The following is an 18,804-nucleotide window of genomic DNA, read 5'->3' on the forward strand; positions in this document are numbered from 1 at the left end:
CTCCAATGAAAGAACACAAGGGGCAAAACACCAGCATTTGCAGGCTTTTCCTTGGGTTCATTTGTTATTTGACCGGCATTTTCGCCGATCGGCTAAAGGTCTATCTTCCGCAGGACAAAGATGTCCTTCGGTTCTCGAACCATGCTCCAATTCGTGATCCTGATGCCTCTCGGCTTCGGTCACAGAGTGGCGTTCGGCTCCCGGTTTCCCATTCTCCTTGAAGAGCGCAGCCCAGTCCTGCCGGGCTCGCTAGCACGACATCAGGACAACCGGGATATCGTCGACGCGCCTTCCGTGGTGCTGGTGCCGCGCGGCTCGTAAGCGCGCTGGTCACGCAGGATCTGGAAGGCGATCGTCAAAAGCTTGCGCGCAATCGCCACGCGCGCCTTGTTGGTTCCTTTGATCTTCAGGTGGTCGTATTGGGTTCGAAGCTGCGCATCTGTAGCGATGGCGGGAGAAACCGCTTCCACGAAGGCCCAGCGCAGCCACTTGTTGCCCTGCTTGATGATCTTGCCGTGGAAGGTCTTGCCGCCGCTCGAATAGGTCGACGGCACAAGCCCGGCATAGGCGGCAAGCTTCTTCGGGTTACGGAAGCGGGATATATCGTCAATCTCCGCGTCGATCAGCCGGGCGAAGAACTCGCCAATGCCGGGGATTGTCTTCAACACCTTCACATTGGCATTGGCCTTGGTCATCGTCCGGATCGTTGCGTCCGACTGCTTGATGCGCACGTCAATGTCGCCGATGAAGTCGAGGCCACGATCGATCTGGACGCGGTCGATCTCTGAGACGTTGACCTGCGCCAGCTGAATGCGGCCGGCCTTGCCGAACAGATCGCCGAGCTTCTTCAGCTGTGCCGTTTGCTCGGGATAGCGATCAAACACCGTGACAATGCGGTTCTTCGTCATTGTGCGCAGCCGCACGTAAAACATCCGCTCGCGCAGCGCGACGCGCAGTTCTCTTGCACGTTCGCCAGGTGCCCAGGCCTCCGGCACCAGGTCGGCCCGCAGCAGATGCGCCAGCACCGTGGCATCGATCTTGTCGGTCTTGATCTTGGCGTCGGCGATCGCCTTGACCTTCAAGGGATGGGCGAGAACGACATCATCACAAATGTCGTCGAGCCAGTCGTACATCACCATCCAGTTGCGCGTCGCTTCGACAACCGCATGCGAGTTCTCGCGGTACCGCTCTAGAAACCCACCGAGCGACTGGCGATCGTTCTTCACGCGGCCGGATCGCAGCGTCTTGCCACTGCTATCCTGCACCACAAGGTGGCTATAGGATTTGTGGTAATCCACGCCGATATGGTAATTATAAGAGGCAGTCATGCTTCCAACTCCCTTGTTGAGATCTGCGAAACCCCAACAGGATAAGCCGAAAGGCTGGAAGTGTGACTGTCCCTCGATCATCACCTGCATCTCAGTGATCCGTTCTCTCAATGGGCGCGGCCTCTTTCATGCCACCTCCTTCGGATGCCTCGGGCATCATCAAATCAAATTTCAAGGGCGCCTCAGCTCCATGTCGGGCTAGTGCTGTGCAAGCTTGTCCCAGGTGGGCGCGATCGCTTCTCGTACGTCCTTGTAAGCGTCGAACAGCCGGTCGTAGCGCTCGGCGTCCTCGACATTCGGTGCCTCGGCTTCGCCAAGCAAAGGCGTCACCCATTCGGCGATACAGCTGTCCATGTCCGGATAGGCGCCGATAGCAACCGCCGCCATCATCGCCACCCCAGCAGCACCCGCCTCTTCGCGATCCGAAATCCGCACCGGCGCCTTGACGGCGGCAGACAGGGAGCTGCGCAAGGCGCGCGAGCGGGCGGCGCCCCCGGTGATGCGCAATTCCGACGGCATATCTCCCATGGCCGCATAGCAATCGCGCGTCGCCATGCCGAGCCCTTCGACCACGGCGCGCAGCATGTCGGCAAAGCCGTGACGCATGGAAAGCCCGGTGAACCCGGCGCGGGCATGCGCGTTGACAAAGGGGCCCCGTTCACCCGCCTCCGAAATGTAGGGATGATAGAGAAGGTTCGTCGGGCGGCTTTCGGCAAACCAGGTATCGATGCGCGGAATAAGGTCCGAATATGAGACCTGCCGGTCCCCATCGGACATCAGATCCGCCGCGATCCGCAGGATCCAGTCGATATTGATCGTCGCGCCCATATTGGTCTGAACCTGCGTCACGATCCCGGGGATCGGCAGGGCGATGACGTAACCGGTACCCTCGTCATTGAGATGGACGTCCGGCACAGCCTTCGCGCGCATGTGCACGCCCGTCGAGCCGATCGTCGAGCACGCAGCATTCTGGCCGCCGGTGCGCACGCCGGCGCCGAGCGCGGTCATGACCATATCCACATATCCGAGGCAGACCGGCGTTCCCGCGAGCAACCCCACGGCCTTGGCCGCTTCGCCGGTCAGAGGATGGCTGATTTCGGTGCCGTCGATGATTTCTGGAAGAAGCGAGCGGCGGCGGCCAAGGCCGAGCGCATCGATAACAACGGGATCGTACTGGCGGCTGCGAAAATTGCCGAAGGTGAAGCTTGCTTCCGACGGATCGGTCGCACGCACGCCAGTCAGGTTGAGATAGAGCCAGTCCTTGCAATGCAGCGCCGTTTCAGCCTGATCGAGAAGCTCCGGCATGAAGCGATCCATATGGGCGAGCTGCGCACCCTGCTGGCAGGTATTGAGACCCGTACCGGTCGCCTCGAAACGCGCTCGGCTGTTCGCCTCAGCGCTCAGGCGCGTGACGGTCGATGCAGCCCGGGCGTCGAGCCAGAGCCAGGCATCGTCCACCGGGGCGTTGCCGGCACCGACAAGCCAGGTTCCATCCCCCTGCCCCGTAACGGCAATGGCAACCGCGCGGGAGGCGAGATCCGACACCTTATCGCTAAGGCCAAGCAGCGCGCTGACGCAGTCCGACCACGTCTGGCCGAGCGACTGCGTGACTGAGCCGTCTTCGCCTGTCTGGTATCGATTTCGCGCCGAAGCTGAAGCGATCTGCCTGCCTGATAATTCAAAGGCAACGGCCTTGAGAACGGAGGTTCCGGCATCGATCCCGATAATGATCCCGTCGCTCCTAGGCATTGTGCGCCGGCTCCGCCACAACCTGCCCCGCGACTGGGACGTTCGCATCGACAAAAAGCACGTTCATTCCTCCCCGATCGACCCAAAGCTTGAGGGTTTGCTCCAAGCCGCTTGCATCACGCTATTTTCAGCACCGAAAATTCGGCGGCCAAGCGGACTATCCCGGGCCAAGAGAACCTCACCCTCGAATCCACACCAATCACACCCGACCATCGTGCAAAAGCGCCTGTTCATAAACAGCTTGGTTATACCACAGAGATATCACACATGTCGTAATATTTTGCTGGCATTGTAATTTTTTTCATATAAAATGGATGTTGTCAATTCCCCAGCTACGCCGAGGAGGGCTTACGAAAGTGAGCTGGGCGAGAGCAATGCGAAGAGCGCCTACCGCTGAACAGAGTCGGTATCACAAGAAGCGAGGCGTGGCCTTCATTCGCACGGGCACGAATAATATTTATATTTATCAATTATTTGTGACGGCTTTCTTTTGAGAACGCGTCTCATATGCAGACAATTCGGCGTGACTGCAAAACTGGTTCATTAAAGAGGGGTTGCGGCATACTCGAAGTACGAAACGCCCGCGTATGGGGAGATGGCCGGCTCACCAAACGCAATAGATGGCAGTTGACATGCTCAGAAATTTATAACATATGATTTGCAGTTATTAACACACTTCTATCACAATTATTACGGAAACGAGATGATTGTGGGTTCCATTGGGCGGCTGGAGGAGACGGACGCTCGCATGCTGAGGAGGCTCCTGATGTTGAATTTTCCTTCCGGTGACGGCCTGTACCGAAACCGAGCGGAGCGTCTGCGTGTCCGATGTGGCGTGCCGGGCCCTCGCTAGATCGTTGCCACGATCGCAGCGCCTTTCTCCTCGTTCTCCATCAGGCAATCCGGCTGATATGCCGAAGGTCGTTTGAACATGAATACGCAAATTCAATACGCAACTGCCAAGCCGACCGGCTCCAAGCTCAAGATCGTCGCCGGTATTGCCGCCGTCGTGATCGTGATCGGCGCCATTGCCGCCGATACAAAGCTGGTCAAGATCGGCTCCACGCATGATGTGCGCGAGCAGGCCTTCTCGCCGGAAGCCTATGGCGCCCAGGAATTTCCGAAGGTTCTGGCAGATGTCCAACAGCGGGCCGTCGACGCGGTGACGCTCGGCAATGCCGTTCTGGCCGACAAGAAGGCCGCCGGCGCGAAATATGGTGTCGCCACCAGCACAGGCCCCGTGCTTCCCGTCTCGCTGTCAGGCACATTTGGCGACCGCAAGGCCAACCTCAATGACTTCAAGGTCGACGGCCTGCCTGACGGTATCACCGTTCGAGTGCAGACCGGCCCGGCGATCAACGGCACCGATCTTCGCGATGCGACCGGCAAGATCCAATTCGGCCAGTTCACCAACCAGATCGAATATCAGGATGCCGGCTCCGCCATCAACAACGAGATGAAGAAGGCGACCCTCGGCAGTCTTGATCCCGAGAAGCTGACGGGCAAGACGGCAACGGTTATCGGCGTGTTCAAGCTCATCAATCCCAAGAACTGGCTGGTCACCCCCGTGAAGGTCGAACTGAAATGAGCCAGGCAGAGGAAAAGGAAGCCGGCACAGGCGAAGTCGTTCTCGCCGCCCGCAACGTCGCCAAGTCCTATGGCAGCGTCCACGCACTGAAGGGCGTGAATTTCGATATTCGGCGCGGCGAAGTCACGACATTGTTTGGTGAGAACGGTGCCGGCAAGTCGACGCTGATGAAGATCCTCTCCGGGGTCATACAGCCGACATCAGGCGAAATCATCCTCGACGGCAACCCGATCAGCTTCGCTTCGTCGACACATGCGCGCTCCTGCGGCATCTCGATCATCCATCAGGAATTGAGCCTCGCGCCCAATCTCAGCGTGCGCGACAACATCTTCATGGGTCGCGAGATCATGAAGGGCGGTGTCGTCGATTTCGCTGAGGAAGAGCGCCAGACACGGGCGCTGATGGAGGAACTCGAAGAGCATATCGACCCGATGACGCCTGTCGAGGATCTGCGCCTCGGCCAGCAGCAGATCGTCGAAATCGCCCGCGCTCTTTCGGTCAATTCGCGCATCCTGATCATGGACGAACCGACGTCGGCACTCAGCGCTACGGAAGTCGAGGTTCTGTTCAAGGTCATTCGTGACCTGACGGGCCGCGGCGTGTCGATCGTCTACATCTCGCATCATCTGGAAGAGGCGCTGCAGATCACCCACCATGCCGTCGTGCTCCGTGACGGCAACATGACGGCCTACGCCGAGCGCAAGGACATCGATCTCGAGTGGATCGTGCGCAACATGGTCGGCGACAATTTCGATCTCGGCAGCCCGCCGACCGGCTACAAGATGGGCGACGTCGCGCTGACGATCGACAACGTTACCGTTCCCGGCCCGTCTGGCGCCGCCTACAACGCAGTCGACCGTATGTCGCTTCAGGTCCGGGCCGGGGAGATCGTCTGCATCTACGGGCTCATGGGAGCCGGACGCACGGAATTGCTCGAATGCATCGCGGGACGCCTGAGATCGAGCCGCGGCCGCGTTCTGCTTGGGAACAACGACGTCGGCCATCTCAGCATTGCCGGCCGCATCGCCCATGGCCTGGTTCTGGTGCCGGAAGACCGGCAGCGGGACGGTCTTGTCCAGACGATGACCGTCGGCTCGAACCTGTCGCTTGCCAGTATCGGCGCCTTCACCAAGGGTCTCTTCACGTCCGGCGGCCGCGAGCGGGCGCTGGTGGATACCTCGATCCGCAAGGTTCATATCAAGACCGATGGCGGCGACGCTGCAATCGGTTCGCTTTCGGGCGGTAACCAGCAGAAGGTCGTCATCGGCAAGATGCTTGCGACGGCGCCGAAGGTGATCCTGCTCGACGAGCCGAGCCGCGGCATCGATATCGGCGCGAAGGCGGAAGTCTTCAAGCTGCTGGCCGACCGCGCCAAGGAAGGCCTGGCGGTGATCTATTCGACGTCGGAAGTCGCCGAGTGCCTCAGCATCGCCCATCGCATCATCGTCATGCACCGCGGCAAGATATCAGCCGAATTCGGTCCCGACGTCCCCAAAGAGAAGATCATGGCCGCCTCCGGCGAAGCAGTGGTCGCGCACTAGCCGCATTCATGGAGCACTGATTATGTCAGTCACGAACATCACTGAAAAGAAACCCATTTCGAACGGACAGCGGCGGAATTTCAACCTCGTGCGGCTGATCCTGGAAGGGCGCGCCTTCTTCGCGCTGATCGTCATCATCGCGGTCTTCTCCTTCCTGTCGCCCTATTACTTCTCGCTCAGCAACTTCCTGACCATGGCCTCGCATGTCGCCATCTTCGGCATTCTGGCCATCGGCATGTTGCTGGTCATCCTCAATGGCGGCATTGATCTGTCTGTTGGATCTACCCTCGGCCTTGCCGGCTGTATCGCCGGCTTCCTGATGCAGGGCGTCACCATTTCGAGCTTCGGCGTCATTCTCTATCCGCCGGTCTGGGCCGTCGTCATCTTGACCTGCGCGCTCGGCGCCGTCGTCGGCGCTGTCAACGGCGTGCTCATCGCATACCTGAAGGTTCCGGCGTTCGTCGCCTCGCTCGGCGTCCTCTATGTTGCGCGCGGCATCGCATTGCTGATGACCAACGGTCTTACCTACAACAATCTCGGCGGTCGGCCGGAGCTCGGCAATACCGGCTTCGACTGGCTCGGCTTCAATCGTCTCGCCGGCGTCCCGATCGGCGTCATCGTGCTCGCCGCGCTTGCAATCATCTGCGGCGTCGTTCTCAGCCGTACCGCCTTCGGCCGCTGGCTCTATGCCTCGGGCGGCAATGAGCGCGCCGCCGATCTTTCCGGTGTCCCGGTCAAGCAGGTCAAGATTCTCGTCTACGTGTTTTCCGGCGTCTGCGCCGCCATTGCAGGGCTGGTGCTGTCCTCGCAGCTGACGTCGGCCGGCCCGACCGCCGGCACCACCTATGAACTGACCGCGATTGCCGCTGTCGTCATCGGCGGCGCGGCGCTGACAGGCGGTCGCGGCACGGTGCGCGGCACGATGCTCGGTGCCTTCGTCATCGGATTCCTTTCGGACGGCCTGGTGATCATCGGTGTCTCGGCCTACTGGCAGACCGTCTTCACCGGCGCGGTCATCGTGCTCGCAGTGCTCATGAACAGCATCCAATACGGACGCCGAGCCAAATCCGGCTGACGCATTGCACTCCAACTTGTCACCGACCGGTGATTATAGCCGATCGGAGAAAGCACCGCCGGTTCGCCGGTAACATCTAAGCTCATCAAAAGGGAGAGAGACTAATGTTTAAAAAAGGTATGCGCATTATCATGGCAGCGGTTGCGGTTGCACCGCTTCTGACGGGAGCAGCATGGGCCGCCGGCCAGATGACGATCATCGTCAACGATCCGTCCAACCCCTATTGGCTGACGGAAGGCAATGTCGCCAAGGCAACAGCCGAAAAGCTCGGCTATACGGCAACGGTCGGTGCGCATAAAGGCGACACCAACACCGAGAGCAACCTGATCGACACGGCCATCACCAACAAGTCGGTTGCTATCATTCTCGACCCGGCCAATGCCGATGGTTCCGTCGGTGCGGTCAAGAAGGCCCTTGCTGCCGGCATCCCGGTTTTCCTGGTCAATGCTGAAATCAACCAGGAAGGCCTCGCCAAGGCACAGCTCGTCTCCAACAACGCCCAGGGTGCCGCTATCGGTGCACAGCAGTGGGTCGAGGCTGTTGGCGATAAAGGCAAGTATGCCGAACTGTTCGGCGCGCCTTCCGACAACAACGCCGCCACTCGCTCTAACGGCTATGAAACCGTTCTGACGCAGTATCCGGATCTGAAGAAGGTCGCCAAGGAAGTCGCCAACTGGGATCGCACCCAGGGCCACAACAAGATGCAGTCCATGCTGCAGGCTCACCCGGATATCATCGGCGTGATCTCCGGCAATGACGAAATGGCGCTCGGCGCGATTGCCGCCCTCAAGGAAGCCGGCAAGCTCACTAATATCAAGGTCGGCGGCTTCGACGGTTCCCCGGACGCTGTTGCCGCCATCAAGGCCGGCGAACTGCAATATACGGTTCTGCAGCCGGTCGCAGTCTTCTCCGCAGAGGCCGTCAAGCAAGCCGACAGCTTCATCAAGACGGGCAAGACCGGCGCCACGAGCGAAAAGCAGCTCTTCGATTGCATCCTGATCACCAAGGACAATGTCGACAAGTACACCGGACCGTTCGTCCTGTCGCAGTAATGATATCGGGGACGCCGGCAACGGCGTCCCCACCCTTGCATCGTTACAGCTTGAAGACCTTACCGGACATCAAGCAGAACTTTCGGTAAACCAAATAGCAAATTGTTCTCTATAGTCTTTTTGCCTTGACATGATATTCATGGCACCAAGCGGACATCCGTAAGGCTCAGCCTCAGAGGCCAAAGTGACCCAGAAAACAAGCCCCGCATCATTCCTGCAAGACGAACTGCCTAGCGACAGCCGGCATTCCCGCCAGCTCGCCCGGCGCCAGTTGATCGCCGAGGCCGTCATGGCTGAGGGGTCGATGCGGATCGAGGATCTCACCGAGCGCTTCGGCATCAGCCTGATGACGGCGCATCGCGATGTCGACGAACTGGTGGCTCGCGGTCTCTTCCGCAAGACGCGCGGCATCGTCACGGCGACCGCCACCAGCCTGATCGAATCGAGCGATGTCTATCGCGCCAACCGGCAGGCGAGCGAAAAGAAGTTGATCGCCGCGGCCGCCATCCAGTTCATCGAACCGGGCCAGGCGATCTTCCTCGACGATTCCACCACCGTGCTGCAGATGGCCTCGCAACTGCCGGCCAAGGTGCCGCTGACGGCGATCACGAATTCTCTGACGCTGATGAACGCATTGAAGGACATGCACGACGTGACGCTCTTGGCGCTTGGCGGACAGTACTACAACTGGTGCAACGCCTTCATGGGGCGCATGACCATCAACGAGATCAATCGGTTGCGAGCCGATGTTGCCTTCATTTCGATGTCGGCCATCATCGACGACGTGGTGTTTCACCAATCTCCCGAGATCGTCGACATCAAGCGGGCCATGTTCAACAGCGCCGCCAAACGCATATTGCTCACCGACCACACGAAATTCGACCGCCGGGCGCTGCATAGTTTCGCGTCCTTAAGCGAGTTTGATGTCGTCATCGTCGATGAAAAGACCCCCGCTGCCCATCTCGAGCGCATGCAGAACAAGAATATCAATGTGGTCGTCGCCAGGAGCGACAAGGAGCGATCCTAACGGTTGAGCCCCGCGGGGCGGCCTGAGATCGTCCACCATCAGGAGTGACAGGAATGCCGAGTCTGCTCGGAATTGACAGCGGTCTCACCGTTACCAAGGCGGTAATCTTCGACATCGACGGAACGCCGCTTGCCGCCGCCCGCCGCCGCGTGACGCAATTCATGCCCAAGGCCCGCCATGTCGAACGCGACATGGACCAGCTCTGGACGGCGACGGCTGACGCCATAGCCGAGGCGATCAAGCTCAGCAATCGCCCCGCAAGCGACATTCAGGCAATTGCCGCAACTGCCCATGGCGACGGGATCTATCTACTCGACAGATCAAAGAAGCCGCTCGGACGCGCCATTCTTTCGCTCGACAGCCGTGCCGGATTGATCGTGGAGCGATGGCTGGCAGGGCCGGTCGCCGACCAATCCCTGGTGCTCACAGGCCAGGTGCCGCACGTATCAGCCCCTTCGGCGTTGCTCGCCTGGATCAAGGAGCACGAGCCGGCCCGCTTCGCTGAGATCGGCCATATCCTGAGCTGCAAGGACTGGCTGCGCTTCTGCCTGACCGGCGTCGCCGGAACCGACCGCACCGAGGCCAGCACCTCCTTTACCGACGTCTCGACTCAGGATTATTCGCCGGATGCGCTGAATCTTTTCGGCGTGGACGAATTGGTGGGCGCGCTGCCGCACGCCTCGCGATCCGATGAGGTCGTCGGGCATGTGTCGGCAGCGGTCGCCGAACGCACGGGCCTTGCCGAGGGAACACCTGTCGTCGCCGGCCTGCACGATGTAACGGCCTCCGCACTCGGTGCCGGGGGTTATGCCGAAGGTGTCGTCGCCGTGATCGCCGGCACCTATTCGATCAACGAGACGTTGTCGTCGGAGCCGCGCGTCGATCGCCGCTGGTTCTGCCGCAACGCCATCGTGTCGGGCCAATGGAACAATATGTCGATCTCGCCGGCATCGACGGCCAACTACGACTGGTTTCTGGACCAGCTCTGCTCCAACGAACGCACGGGCGCCGAAGCCACTGGCCATTCAATCCACGCCTTGCTGGCACCGGAAATCGAGGCCGCCTTCAACCGACGCTCGAGCGCGCTGTTCCATCCCTATCTGTTCGGCTCCCCCTATGGTGCGGCGGCGAGCGCCGGCTTCTTCGGGCTTGGCGGCTGGCACGACCGCGGCGACATGCTGCGCGCCGTTCTCGAAGGCATCGCCTTCAATCACAAGATCCATGTCGATGCGTTAAGTGACGGTTTTTCCTTCAATCAGGCGAGGCTTGCGGGTGGCGTATCGCGCAATCCGATCGTCGTGCAGATGTTTGCCGACGTGCTTGGAATTCCCGTCACTGTGACGGAAACCGATGAGGCGGCCGCCTGGGGTGCTGCTCTCTGCGCCGGCGCCGGCGTCGGGATCTATGCCGATCCGCAGAGCGACCCACGCGATGTCGGCAGGATCGCCACGACCTATCACCCCGATTCCGCCCGCAGCGCCGACTACCGGGTGCGTTATGAACTCTTCAAGGACATCGCCGACGCCATGACGCCGCTTTGGCCGAGGCTCGGCAATCTCGCAGCTCAACCCTCCCAAGACTAGAGAGCCAATTGGGCTGCGCGAACGATCTGTTTTCGCGGCCGTTCACCAGGACCATGATGTTATGACCGATATGGCCGCCGATCTGAAACAACGCTTTTCCCGACTTCAAGACGGAGATGTCGACGTCGTCATCCTCGGCGCTGGAGTCAATGGCGCGGGGCTGTTTCGCGACCTTTGCGCCCAGGGCGTGAACTGCCTCATCGTCGATAAATCCGATTTCGGCTCGGGAACGAGTGCTGCGCCATCGCGCCTCATTCACGGCGGCCTGAAATATCTGGAAACCGGCGAATTCGGGCTGGTCGCGCAGTCGGCGCTCGAGCGCAATCTGCTCTTGAAGAACGCGCCGCATTGCGTCGAACCGCTACCGACATTCGTGCCGATCTTCTCCTGGACGCGCGGCATATGGGCAGCCCTTCGCACGCTGACGGGCTCGACCACCGCTCCCCGAAGCCGCGGCGCCGTCCTCGTCAAGATCGGGCTTGCGCTCTACGATTTCTTCGGTTCGCGCAACCGAGTGATGCCGCGCCACAGGTTCCTGCTGAAAAGCCGCGCGCTCAAGGAAATGCCGCATGTGACCCCTGAGATCGTCGCCGGCGGCATCTATTACGACGCCAAGATCAGCCGGCCGGAACGGCTGGTCTATGAGTTGGTCAGCGACGGACTAAGGGCCAATGAGAAGTCATTGGCGGCAAACGCCACGAAGCTGGTGTCTGCGACCGACGGCCTGCTCACCTTCCAACGCTCGGACGGATATGCCTTTTCGGTGAAGCCGAAGCTTGTCGTCAATGCCGCCGGGCCGTGGATCGATCACGTCAATGCGGCGCTCGGCGCTCCCTCCCACCTGATCGGCGGAACGAAGGGATCGCATATCCTGCTCGATCACCCCGAACTGGTGCGCAGCCTGAATGGCCACATGATCTATTTCGAGGCCGATGACGGCCGTATCTGCCTGGTCTATGGCTATCTCGGCCAGGCGCTGGTCGGCTCGACCGACATTCCCTGCGACGACCCCGACAATGTGCGCTGCGAGGAGCCGGAAATCGAATATTTCCTCGATAGCGTCCGAGCACTTTTGCCGGGTCTTCACTTCGAGCGGGAACAGGTGACCTATAGCTATAGCGGCATCCGCCCCCTGCCCGCCTCGGACGCCTCGTCGCCGGGCCTGATCAGCCGCGACCACTCCGCACCGGTCGTCGAAGCGCAGGCCGGACGGCCCTTCCCCGTTATTTCCCTCGTTGGCGGCAAGTGGACGACCTTCCGGGGTTTCGCCGAGGAAGTGTCCGATACCGTGCTGAAGCGCCTTCAGCGCACGCGCAAGACATCCACCGAGCGGTTGGCCATCGGCGGCGGATCGAATTTCCCGGTAAGCTCCAGCGAGCGCGCGGGCTGGATCCGATCGATCGCCGCCAAGACCGGTGTGGAGGCAAGCAGGGTCGACGAGCTGCTGAGCCGATATGGCACGACCGTGGCGGCGATCCTCGCTCATCGTTCGGACTACACGGATAGCCAGCGCATCAGCGGCGCGGCGCGCCACAGCGCCCTCGAAATCGATTGGATCGCCCGCCAGGAGCTTGTCGTGCATCTGTCCGACATCGTCTTCCGCCGCACGACCATGGCGATCGAGGGATTACTGACCATGCAGGGATTGCACGAAATTGGTGCGATCGCGGCGGCAGCCCTGCTGTGGGATGCGCAACGACTGGCCAAGGAGATCGACGATGTCATCACCTCGCTATCGAAATTCCACGGCCGCACCCTGACCGAGGAAAGCGCGCGCCGGGCCGCGAGCCCGGCGGCACGCTGAGCGCTCAAATTCAGGAGAAGATCGGGTCCAGCGCGCCGGACTTGTAACGCTTTGCCATTTCGGCAACGGAAAGCGGCTGGATCTGCGAGGCGTGGCCGGCAGTGCCAAACTGCTCGAAACGTTCCTTGCAAAGCTTCGTCAGCGCAGCCATGGCCGGCTTCATATATTTGCGCGGATCGAATTCGCTCGGATCTTCCTGCAGCACGCGGCGGATCTGGCCGGTCATCGCCATGCGGCCATCGGTATCGATGTTGATCTTGCGCACGCCATTTTTGATGCCGCGCTGGATCTCTTCGACAGGCACGCCCCAGGTCGGCTTCATCTGGCCGCCATATTTGTTGATGATCTCCTGCAACTCCTCAGGAACCGAGGAAGAACCATGCATGACGAGATGCGTGTTGGGCAGCTTGCGGTGGATCTCCTCGATCACGTTCATCGCCAGCACCGAGCCATCAGGCTTGCGGGTGAACTTGTAAGCGCCATGCGAGGTGCCCATGGCGATCGCCAGCGCATCGACCTTGGTTTCCCGCACGAATTTGACGGCCTCGTCCGGATTGGTGAGCAGCTGATCATGCGAGAGCTTGCCTTCGGCGCCATGGCCGTCCTCGGCCTCGCCCATGCCGGTTTCGAGCGAACCCAGCACCCCGAGTTCGCCTTCGACGGATATGCCGCCGAGATGCGCCATGTCGGTGACCGTCTTCGTCACGCCGACATTGTAATCCCAATCCGCGGGTGTCTTCGCATCGGCCTTGAGAGAACCATCCATCATGACTGATGTGAAGCCGGCCTGGATGGCCGTCATGCAGCTTGAGGGATCATTGCCATGGTCGAGATGCACACAGACCGGAATATGCGGATAGATTTCGACGACGGCGTCCATCATATGCTTCAGCATGATGTCGTTGGCGTAGGCTCTTGCACCTCTCGACGCCTGCATGATCACCGGTGCCCCAACGGCATCAGCCGCTTCCATGATGGCGAGCGCCTGCTCCATATTGTTGATATTGAAAGCAGGAACGCCGTAGCCGTTTTCAGCGGCATGATCGAGCAGTTGCCTCAAGGTGATACGTGCCATTCAACTCTCTCCTGGTCATGATGGGTGGCTAAGATCGCGTGGATGATGCCCCTGAGCGGCGCGCTGGTTTACGACACGGGAACGGAGTCTCTGGCGTCGAAAAATCGTCAATATTTGGAAAGTATCGGACGCCGTCGGTTTCATAAGCGAAGCTTCCATAGTGCGACGCATCATCTCGATTGGTTCATAACGGATAGTAGCGACAAAATCACATAATTTATGACATTTTGTTGTGATTTTTATGAAGAATCGCTGATCACAGTGGCTACAGGCCTGTTTCCATTGCCGGCATATAGTGATTGTCCCTGATACGGATCGCCTCAACTGCGCGCGACATCATTGTCGCTTGCTTTATTCATCTAAAAGCCCTTGACGTTGGGACCCAATCTGTTTTCTATAGATAAAAAACATTCACCGGGAGGATCGATGGATGTCTACGTATCAACACAGCACACGAACGACAGCGACTTCTCCTGAAGGCGCGGGGACCTTGGCGTGAGCTCGCGGATCATCCAGTTCGGCACCAGCCGCTTTTTGCAGGCGCATGCGGCATTCTTCGTGCACGAGGCCAGGCAATCCGGCCAGGATGTCGGCCCGATCACTGTCGTCCAGATTTCGGGTTCCAGCAGCAGAAGCGGGCGTGTCGGCGCATTCGGCAATCCGGAAGGCTATCCGGTCATCATTCGCGGTATGTCGAATGGCCAACCTGTGGACCGCTCCGTACGTGTCACCAGCGTCGATCGTGGCATGTCCGCCCTTGATCATTGGGAAGAGCTTTCGCAACTCTTCGCCGAAGATGCCGAATTCATCATCTCCAACACCGGCGAAACGGGATACAGAACCTGGCCGGATGAGGATGGCTTTGGCGAGGACGGCCAAATTCCACGCTCGTTCCCAGCCAAGCTTGCCGCACTTCTCGTCAAGCGTTGGCGGGCATCCGCCCGCCCCTTGTTGATCCTTCCCTGCGAGTTGATGACGGGCAATGGCCGCGTCCTGAAGCAGACGGTCATCGATTGCGCCAAACAGAACGGCGTGACATCTGACTTCCTTGCCTGGTTGGGCGACCATGTCGCTTTCGCCGAGACCCTGGTCGACCGGATCGTCTCCGAGCCGATCGAGCCGATCGGCGCCGTCGCGGAGCCCTATGCGCTTTGGGCAATCAGGCGCGCGCCGGGCGTCCGGCTGCCATGCATCCACGAGAGCATCGTGCTGACCGAGGATCTCGAGCCATACGAGCGCCTCAAGCTGCATATTCTCAATCTCGGCCACACGTTCCTAGCTGAAACCTGGCAAAGAGAGGGCCGACCAGCCGACGAGACCGTGCGCGCCATCCTGGCCGATGCCGGCATTCGCGCAAAGCTGGACACGCTCTATCGAAACGAGGTCTTGCCCGGCTTTGCCGCAAACGGCATGGGCGATGAGGCGGCGACCTATGTGACAACGACGCTCGACCGCTTCCTTAATCCCTTCCTCGATCATCGCATCGCCGATATCGCCCAGCATCACCCCGAAAAGGTCGCTCGACGCATCCACGCCTTCCTGGATTGGGCCGAGAAGGCGGGCAGTGCATCAGAGGCGCCTGTGCTGAGGCAGATCGCGGCGCACTATCCTTTGAACGGGGCAGCGTCGTGAAAGCATCGGACCCTCAGATGCAAAGGGCGCGGAGGGTTCGTGATCCGTAAGTTGAGCGACCGTCAGGCAATCGACTTTCGACATCAACGGGACACGGCATTCTAACAGCAATGGTCGGCGTCGCCGGCCCATCGAGAGCGTATCACCATGAAAACATTGATCTGCGACGAACCCGGCCGGCTATCCCTGATCGAGCGCGATGTCCCCACCCCTGCGGAAGGCGAGATTTTGGTGCGCATCAGACGCATCGGCATTTGCGGCACGGATTTTCATATCTATCAGGGCAAGCATCCCTTTCTCGAATATCCGCGCGTCATGGGCCATGAGCTCTCCGGCACGGTCGAGGATGCTGGCGAATCCACCCGCCTTAAAAAGGGAGAGAACGTCTATATCGTTCCCTATCTCGCCTGCGGCAAATGCATTGCCTGCCGCCGCGGCGTGACCAATGCCTGTCAAAGCCTTTCCGTCCTCGGCGTCCATCGTGACGGCGGCATGACGGAGTTCATCTGCGTGCCGGAGCCCAATGTCGTCTCTGCCGGCAAGGCCTCGCTGGACGAAGCCGCGATGATCGAATTCCTGGCAATCGGCGCCCATGGCGTCAAGCGCGGCGGCGTCACCGCGACCGACCGCGTTCTCGTCGTCGGCTCCGGCCCGATCGGCATGTCCGCCATCATCTTCGCCAAGGCGCGCGGCGCCGACGTGACCGTCATGGACATGCGCGAGGACCGCCTCGATTTCACGATCGCCTCGCTCGGTGCCGACCGGATGCTGCTCGCCAATGACGAGGCCGAAGCCCATGCAAAACGCCTCACCGACGGCGATTTCTTCGACGTGGTGATCGACGCAACCGGCAATGCCATGGCGATGCAACGCGGCTTCGGCTTCGTCGCCCACGCTGGACGCTACGTACTCGTCAGTGTCGTTCGAGACGACATCACCTTTTCCGATCCCGAATTCCATAAGCGTGAAACCACGCTCTTCGCCAGCCGCAATGCGCAGCCGGACGACTTTGCCGAAGTGGTGAAGCAGATGGAAAATGGCCGCGTTCCGACGGCTGCGCTGAACACTCATCGCGGTGCGATCGAGGATGGGCCGGCGTTGTTTAAGGAATGGCTGCGGCCAGAGGCGGGGGTTATTAAGGCTATTTTGGAAATCTGAATCTGATGCTAGGGTTCCGCCCATTGGAGGGACCAGACTATAAAGCGATCAAAGGAAGGCCCTGTTCCATGGTAGAACGTACAGTCGACAAAGCTCGGTGCGATTTGAGAACATGATAAGATTTGAGAACGTAACTAAATTCTTTAAAACAAAACAACATAGAAAGATCGTTCTAGATCATGTGAGCACAGAATTTCGCAGCGGATCCTCTTATGCTATTATTGGTGTAAATGGCGCGGGTAAATCAACCACGATGCGGATGATTGCGGGCACGATGCTTCCCAATTCTGGACGAATAAAAAAGGACCTTCGCGTATCCTGGCCGTTGGGTTTTTCTGGCGGCTTTCATCCACAAATGACCGGCAGAGACAATCTGAATTTTGTTTCGCGTGCTTATGGCGAAAACGTAGTCCGAGTCGCACGTTTCGTTGAAGAATTTGCTGAGCTGGGCGACTACATCAATGCGCCCGTCAGAACTTATTCGTCCGGCATGATGGCGCGCTTTGCTTTTGGCCTCTCTATGGCAATAGAGTTTGACTGTTATTTAATAGATGAAATTACGGCTGTTGGCGACGCACGCTTTCAAGAGAGATGTAAGAATGCATTCGAGCAGCGTCGAAAGAATTCAGATCTGATTGTAATTTCTCATGGCATGGAAACCATCAAAACGTACTGCGACAAAGGTATGGTGCTCGTTGACGGCAGGCTTATTGTATTTGACAATGTTGATCACGCAATATCAGCGTACTATCGACTAAATCGCTAAGTTTTTTTGATATAATATTATACTTCTTGCATGTACTAAGGATGCCTTCGGTGGCGACTTTGACCAATCGAGCCAACTATCTCTCCGCTAAATGGGATGCATGCGGCTTGAGAGGTCGACACATCTAGCGCCCCGGAAACGCCCAAAATTCTAATCCGGTTGGCGGGAGAAACTTGATGGTGCCAGGTGCGAATGCGCACGGCTATCTCGCCTGTTGAAGTAACCAACATGTGCAGAGGTATTGACGATCTGATAGCGCTAGCATGAATCGCCTTCAGCAAAAGCCCGCGTTGGGATCAATGGTACGCATCCGCTGAAAGCCGCGGGATATTGGGTCGCGGGCATGTTATCATTTCGGCACGGAGATCGACGAGGACAAGATCGACGACGCTGTCTTGGCGCCACTATGGCTGACGTCGGGCATGGAAGGGTTTTGATTGGGATACGACAGATCGTTTGTTCAAGAAGGGCCTGATCGGCGATCCGGCGAACAAGACGAAGTCGTTGATCTTGACGGATGAAGGCCTCCAGCGCTCGGAGGAGCTCTTTCGGACATTGTTTACGCGGCCGCCGCGATAGCAGCCTTTTTCGCTTTCCAATTCTAAGGTAAAAGCTCGTCAATCTTGCTGACCGGCATGTCGGCGTCGCGGGCGCGCAAGTCGACCCGCCAGGCCTATTGATTTCGCGCTCGATGTCGAACAGCGCGTCGATGCGTTTTACAGCTTCGAGCGCAGCCGGCGAGATCGCTGCTGCGTTCTTTCCCCGTTTCGCATTACTGGCGATGTCGGCAAGCACAAAAAACTTGCGACGCGCATGTGACCAACACAGCGCCTGCGTCAGCGGACCAGGATTGCGATCCACTTTGAACAGGGGATTTGTAGCCGCCGTATACGTCTGCCTGCAGAATGCCGGTGAAAGTCTTGAGATGACGTTCGGGATGCTCCTGGCGACGATCTCGCGAAGCATAATAAAGGGCTGCCGGTGGCGATGTCTCGCCGAACGGCCGATCATCTCGGACATGAGTCCAGATGCGGCCGGTATCGGTCTTGCCTTTCGCCAGGCTCGGCACCGTGGGGCGAGTAGGCCGGAGGAATTTCACCTCCAGCCTCTCTCAGAACCGGGCGTGAGGCTCTCACCTCACCCGGCTCCCATCAAGCGAGCTCCGTGCCATTACCGAGTTGCCAGTGTACGAACAGCTTCCGGTTTTCCCGCGCAATCTTTGCAACAAAGAGGCGCGCTTGCCCCAGGCGTTTGCGGAAGCGCTTATATTTCCGTTTAAACCAAACATAGAGGGTTTCGTTGATGTATCTCGCCATCGGATAAAGTGCCGAGCGCGAGTATTGCCCATAGTATGCGATCCATCCCCGAACGATCGGGTTTATCTCGCGAGCAATGTCATCCAACGTCACCTCCGTTCGTTTGCGGA

The 18,804-nt window shown here is 59.2% G+C and carries 14 protein-coding genes and 2 pseudogenes; 11 read left to right on the forward strand and 5 right to left on the reverse strand.

Features of this window, described 5'->3' with window-relative positions:
• Window positions 1-260: 260 nt before the first annotated feature.
• Both GA0061101_RS37495 and GA0061101_RS37500 read right to left on the reverse strand, forming a co-directional pair.
• Window positions 261-1,328 carry an IS110 family RNA-guided transposase gene (locus GA0061101_RS37495; RefSeq protein WP_092577651.1) on the reverse strand — a complete coding sequence of 356 codons (1,068 nt, stop codon included), beginning with the start codon at window positions 1,326-1,328 and terminating at the stop codon, window positions 261-263.
• Window positions 1,329-1,526: 198 nt separating this feature from the next.
• The gene (locus GA0061101_RS37500) at window positions 1,527-3,077 is read right to left on the reverse strand and encodes an FGGY-family carbohydrate kinase (protein WP_092577628.1); all 1,551 of its coding nucleotides are present in this window, start codon (window positions 3,075-3,077) and stop codon (window positions 1,527-1,529) included.
• Between the two features lie 931 nt (window positions 3,078-4,008).
• Between GA0061101_RS37500 and GA0061101_RS37505 the strand changes: the two genes are divergently transcribed.
• The 7 genes from GA0061101_RS37505 (at window position 4,009) to GA0061101_RS37535 (ending at window position 12,747) form a co-directional block, all read left to right on the forward strand.
• Complete coding sequence (locus GA0061101_RS37505; RefSeq protein ID WP_092577631.1) at window positions 4,009-4,665, forward strand: DUF2291 domain-containing protein; 657 nt, start codon at window positions 4,009-4,011, stop codon at window positions 4,663-4,665.
• A complete protein-coding gene (locus GA0061101_RS37510; protein ID WP_092577634.1) occupies window positions 4,662-6,206 on the forward strand; it encodes a sugar ABC transporter ATP-binding protein in 1,545 nt (514 codons plus the stop codon). Before GA0061101_RS37505 ends, GA0061101_RS37510 begins: the two co-directional genes overlap by 4 nt.
• A gap of 22 nt (window positions 6,207-6,228) precedes the next feature.
• The gene (locus GA0061101_RS37515) at window positions 6,229-7,281 is read left to right on the forward strand and encodes an ABC transporter permease (RefSeq protein WP_092577636.1); all 1,053 of its coding nucleotides are present in this window, start codon (window positions 6,229-6,231) and stop codon (window positions 7,279-7,281) included.
• Window positions 7,282-7,385: 104 nt separating this feature from the next.
• Window positions 7,386-8,333, forward strand: coding sequence for a D-ribose ABC transporter substrate-binding protein (locus GA0061101_RS37520; protein ID WP_167669642.1), 948 nt, complete (start codon window positions 7,386-7,388; stop codon window positions 8,331-8,333).
• Between the two features lie 184 nt (window positions 8,334-8,517).
• Window positions 8,518-9,360: a DeoR/GlpR family DNA-binding transcription regulator gene (locus GA0061101_RS37525; RefSeq protein WP_037201257.1), complete on the forward strand. Its 843-nt coding sequence runs from the start codon at window positions 8,518-8,520 to the stop codon at window positions 9,358-9,360.
• Between the two features lie 53 nt (window positions 9,361-9,413).
• Complete coding sequence (locus tag GA0061101_RS37530; protein ID WP_092577639.1) at window positions 9,414-10,943, forward strand: FGGY-family carbohydrate kinase; 1,530 nt, start codon at window positions 9,414-9,416, stop codon at window positions 10,941-10,943.
• Window positions 10,944-11,004: 61 nt separating this feature from the next.
• Window positions 11,005-12,747 carry a glycerol-3-phosphate dehydrogenase/oxidase gene (locus GA0061101_RS37535; RefSeq protein WP_092577640.1) on the forward strand — a complete coding sequence of 581 codons (1,743 nt, stop codon included), beginning with the start codon at window positions 11,005-11,007 and terminating at the stop codon, window positions 12,745-12,747.
• A 10-nt stretch (window positions 12,748-12,757) separates the two neighbouring features.
• Here the strand turns inward: GA0061101_RS37535 and fba are convergent, their stop codons facing one another.
• Window positions 12,758-13,822, reverse strand: coding sequence for a class II fructose-bisphosphate aldolase (gene fba / locus GA0061101_RS37540; protein ID WP_092577642.1), 1,065 nt, complete (start codon window positions 13,820-13,822; stop codon window positions 12,758-12,760).
• A gap of 495 nt (window positions 13,823-14,317) precedes the next feature.
• Between fba and GA0061101_RS37545 the strand changes: the two genes are divergently transcribed.
• The 4 genes and pseudogenes from GA0061101_RS37545 (at window position 14,318) to GA0061101_RS37560 (ending at window position 17,957) form a co-directional block, all read left to right on the forward strand.
• The gene (locus tag GA0061101_RS37545) at window positions 14,318-15,454 is read left to right on the forward strand and encodes a mannitol dehydrogenase family protein (RefSeq protein WP_092577643.1); all 1,137 of its coding nucleotides are present in this window, start codon (window positions 14,318-14,320) and stop codon (window positions 15,452-15,454) included.
• Between the two features lie 147 nt (window positions 15,455-15,601).
• A complete protein-coding gene (locus GA0061101_RS37550) occupies window positions 15,602-16,612 on the forward strand; it encodes a zinc-binding alcohol dehydrogenase family protein (RefSeq protein ID WP_092577646.1) in 1,011 nt (336 codons plus the stop codon).
• 112 nt (window positions 16,613-16,724) lie between these two features.
• Complete coding sequence (locus GA0061101_RS37555) at window positions 16,725-17,378, forward strand: ABC transporter ATP-binding protein (RefSeq protein WP_092577648.1); 654 nt, start codon at window positions 16,725-16,727, stop codon at window positions 17,376-17,378.
• A gap of 329 nt (window positions 17,379-17,707) precedes the next feature.
• A pseudogene (locus tag GA0061101_RS37560) lies at window positions 17,708-17,957 on the forward strand (DUF6429 family protein).
• A 96-nt stretch (window positions 17,958-18,053) separates the two neighbouring features.
• On the opposite strand, the pseudogene GA0061101_RS37565 reads toward GA0061101_RS37560, so the two are convergent.
• A pseudogene (locus tag GA0061101_RS37565) lies at window positions 18,054-18,450 on the reverse strand (IS66 family transposase); the annotation flags it as partial.
• Between the two features lie 79 nt (window positions 18,451-18,529).
• A partial coding sequence (locus GA0061101_RS37570) for a group II intron maturase-specific domain-containing protein (RefSeq protein ID WP_280951456.1) occupies window positions 18,530-18,804 on the reverse strand: 275 nt, incomplete at its 5' end.

Source organism: Martinezella lusitana, from assembly GCF_900094565.1.
GTDB lineage: Bacteria > Pseudomonadota > Alphaproteobacteria > Rhizobiales > Rhizobiaceae > Rhizobium > Rhizobium lusitanum.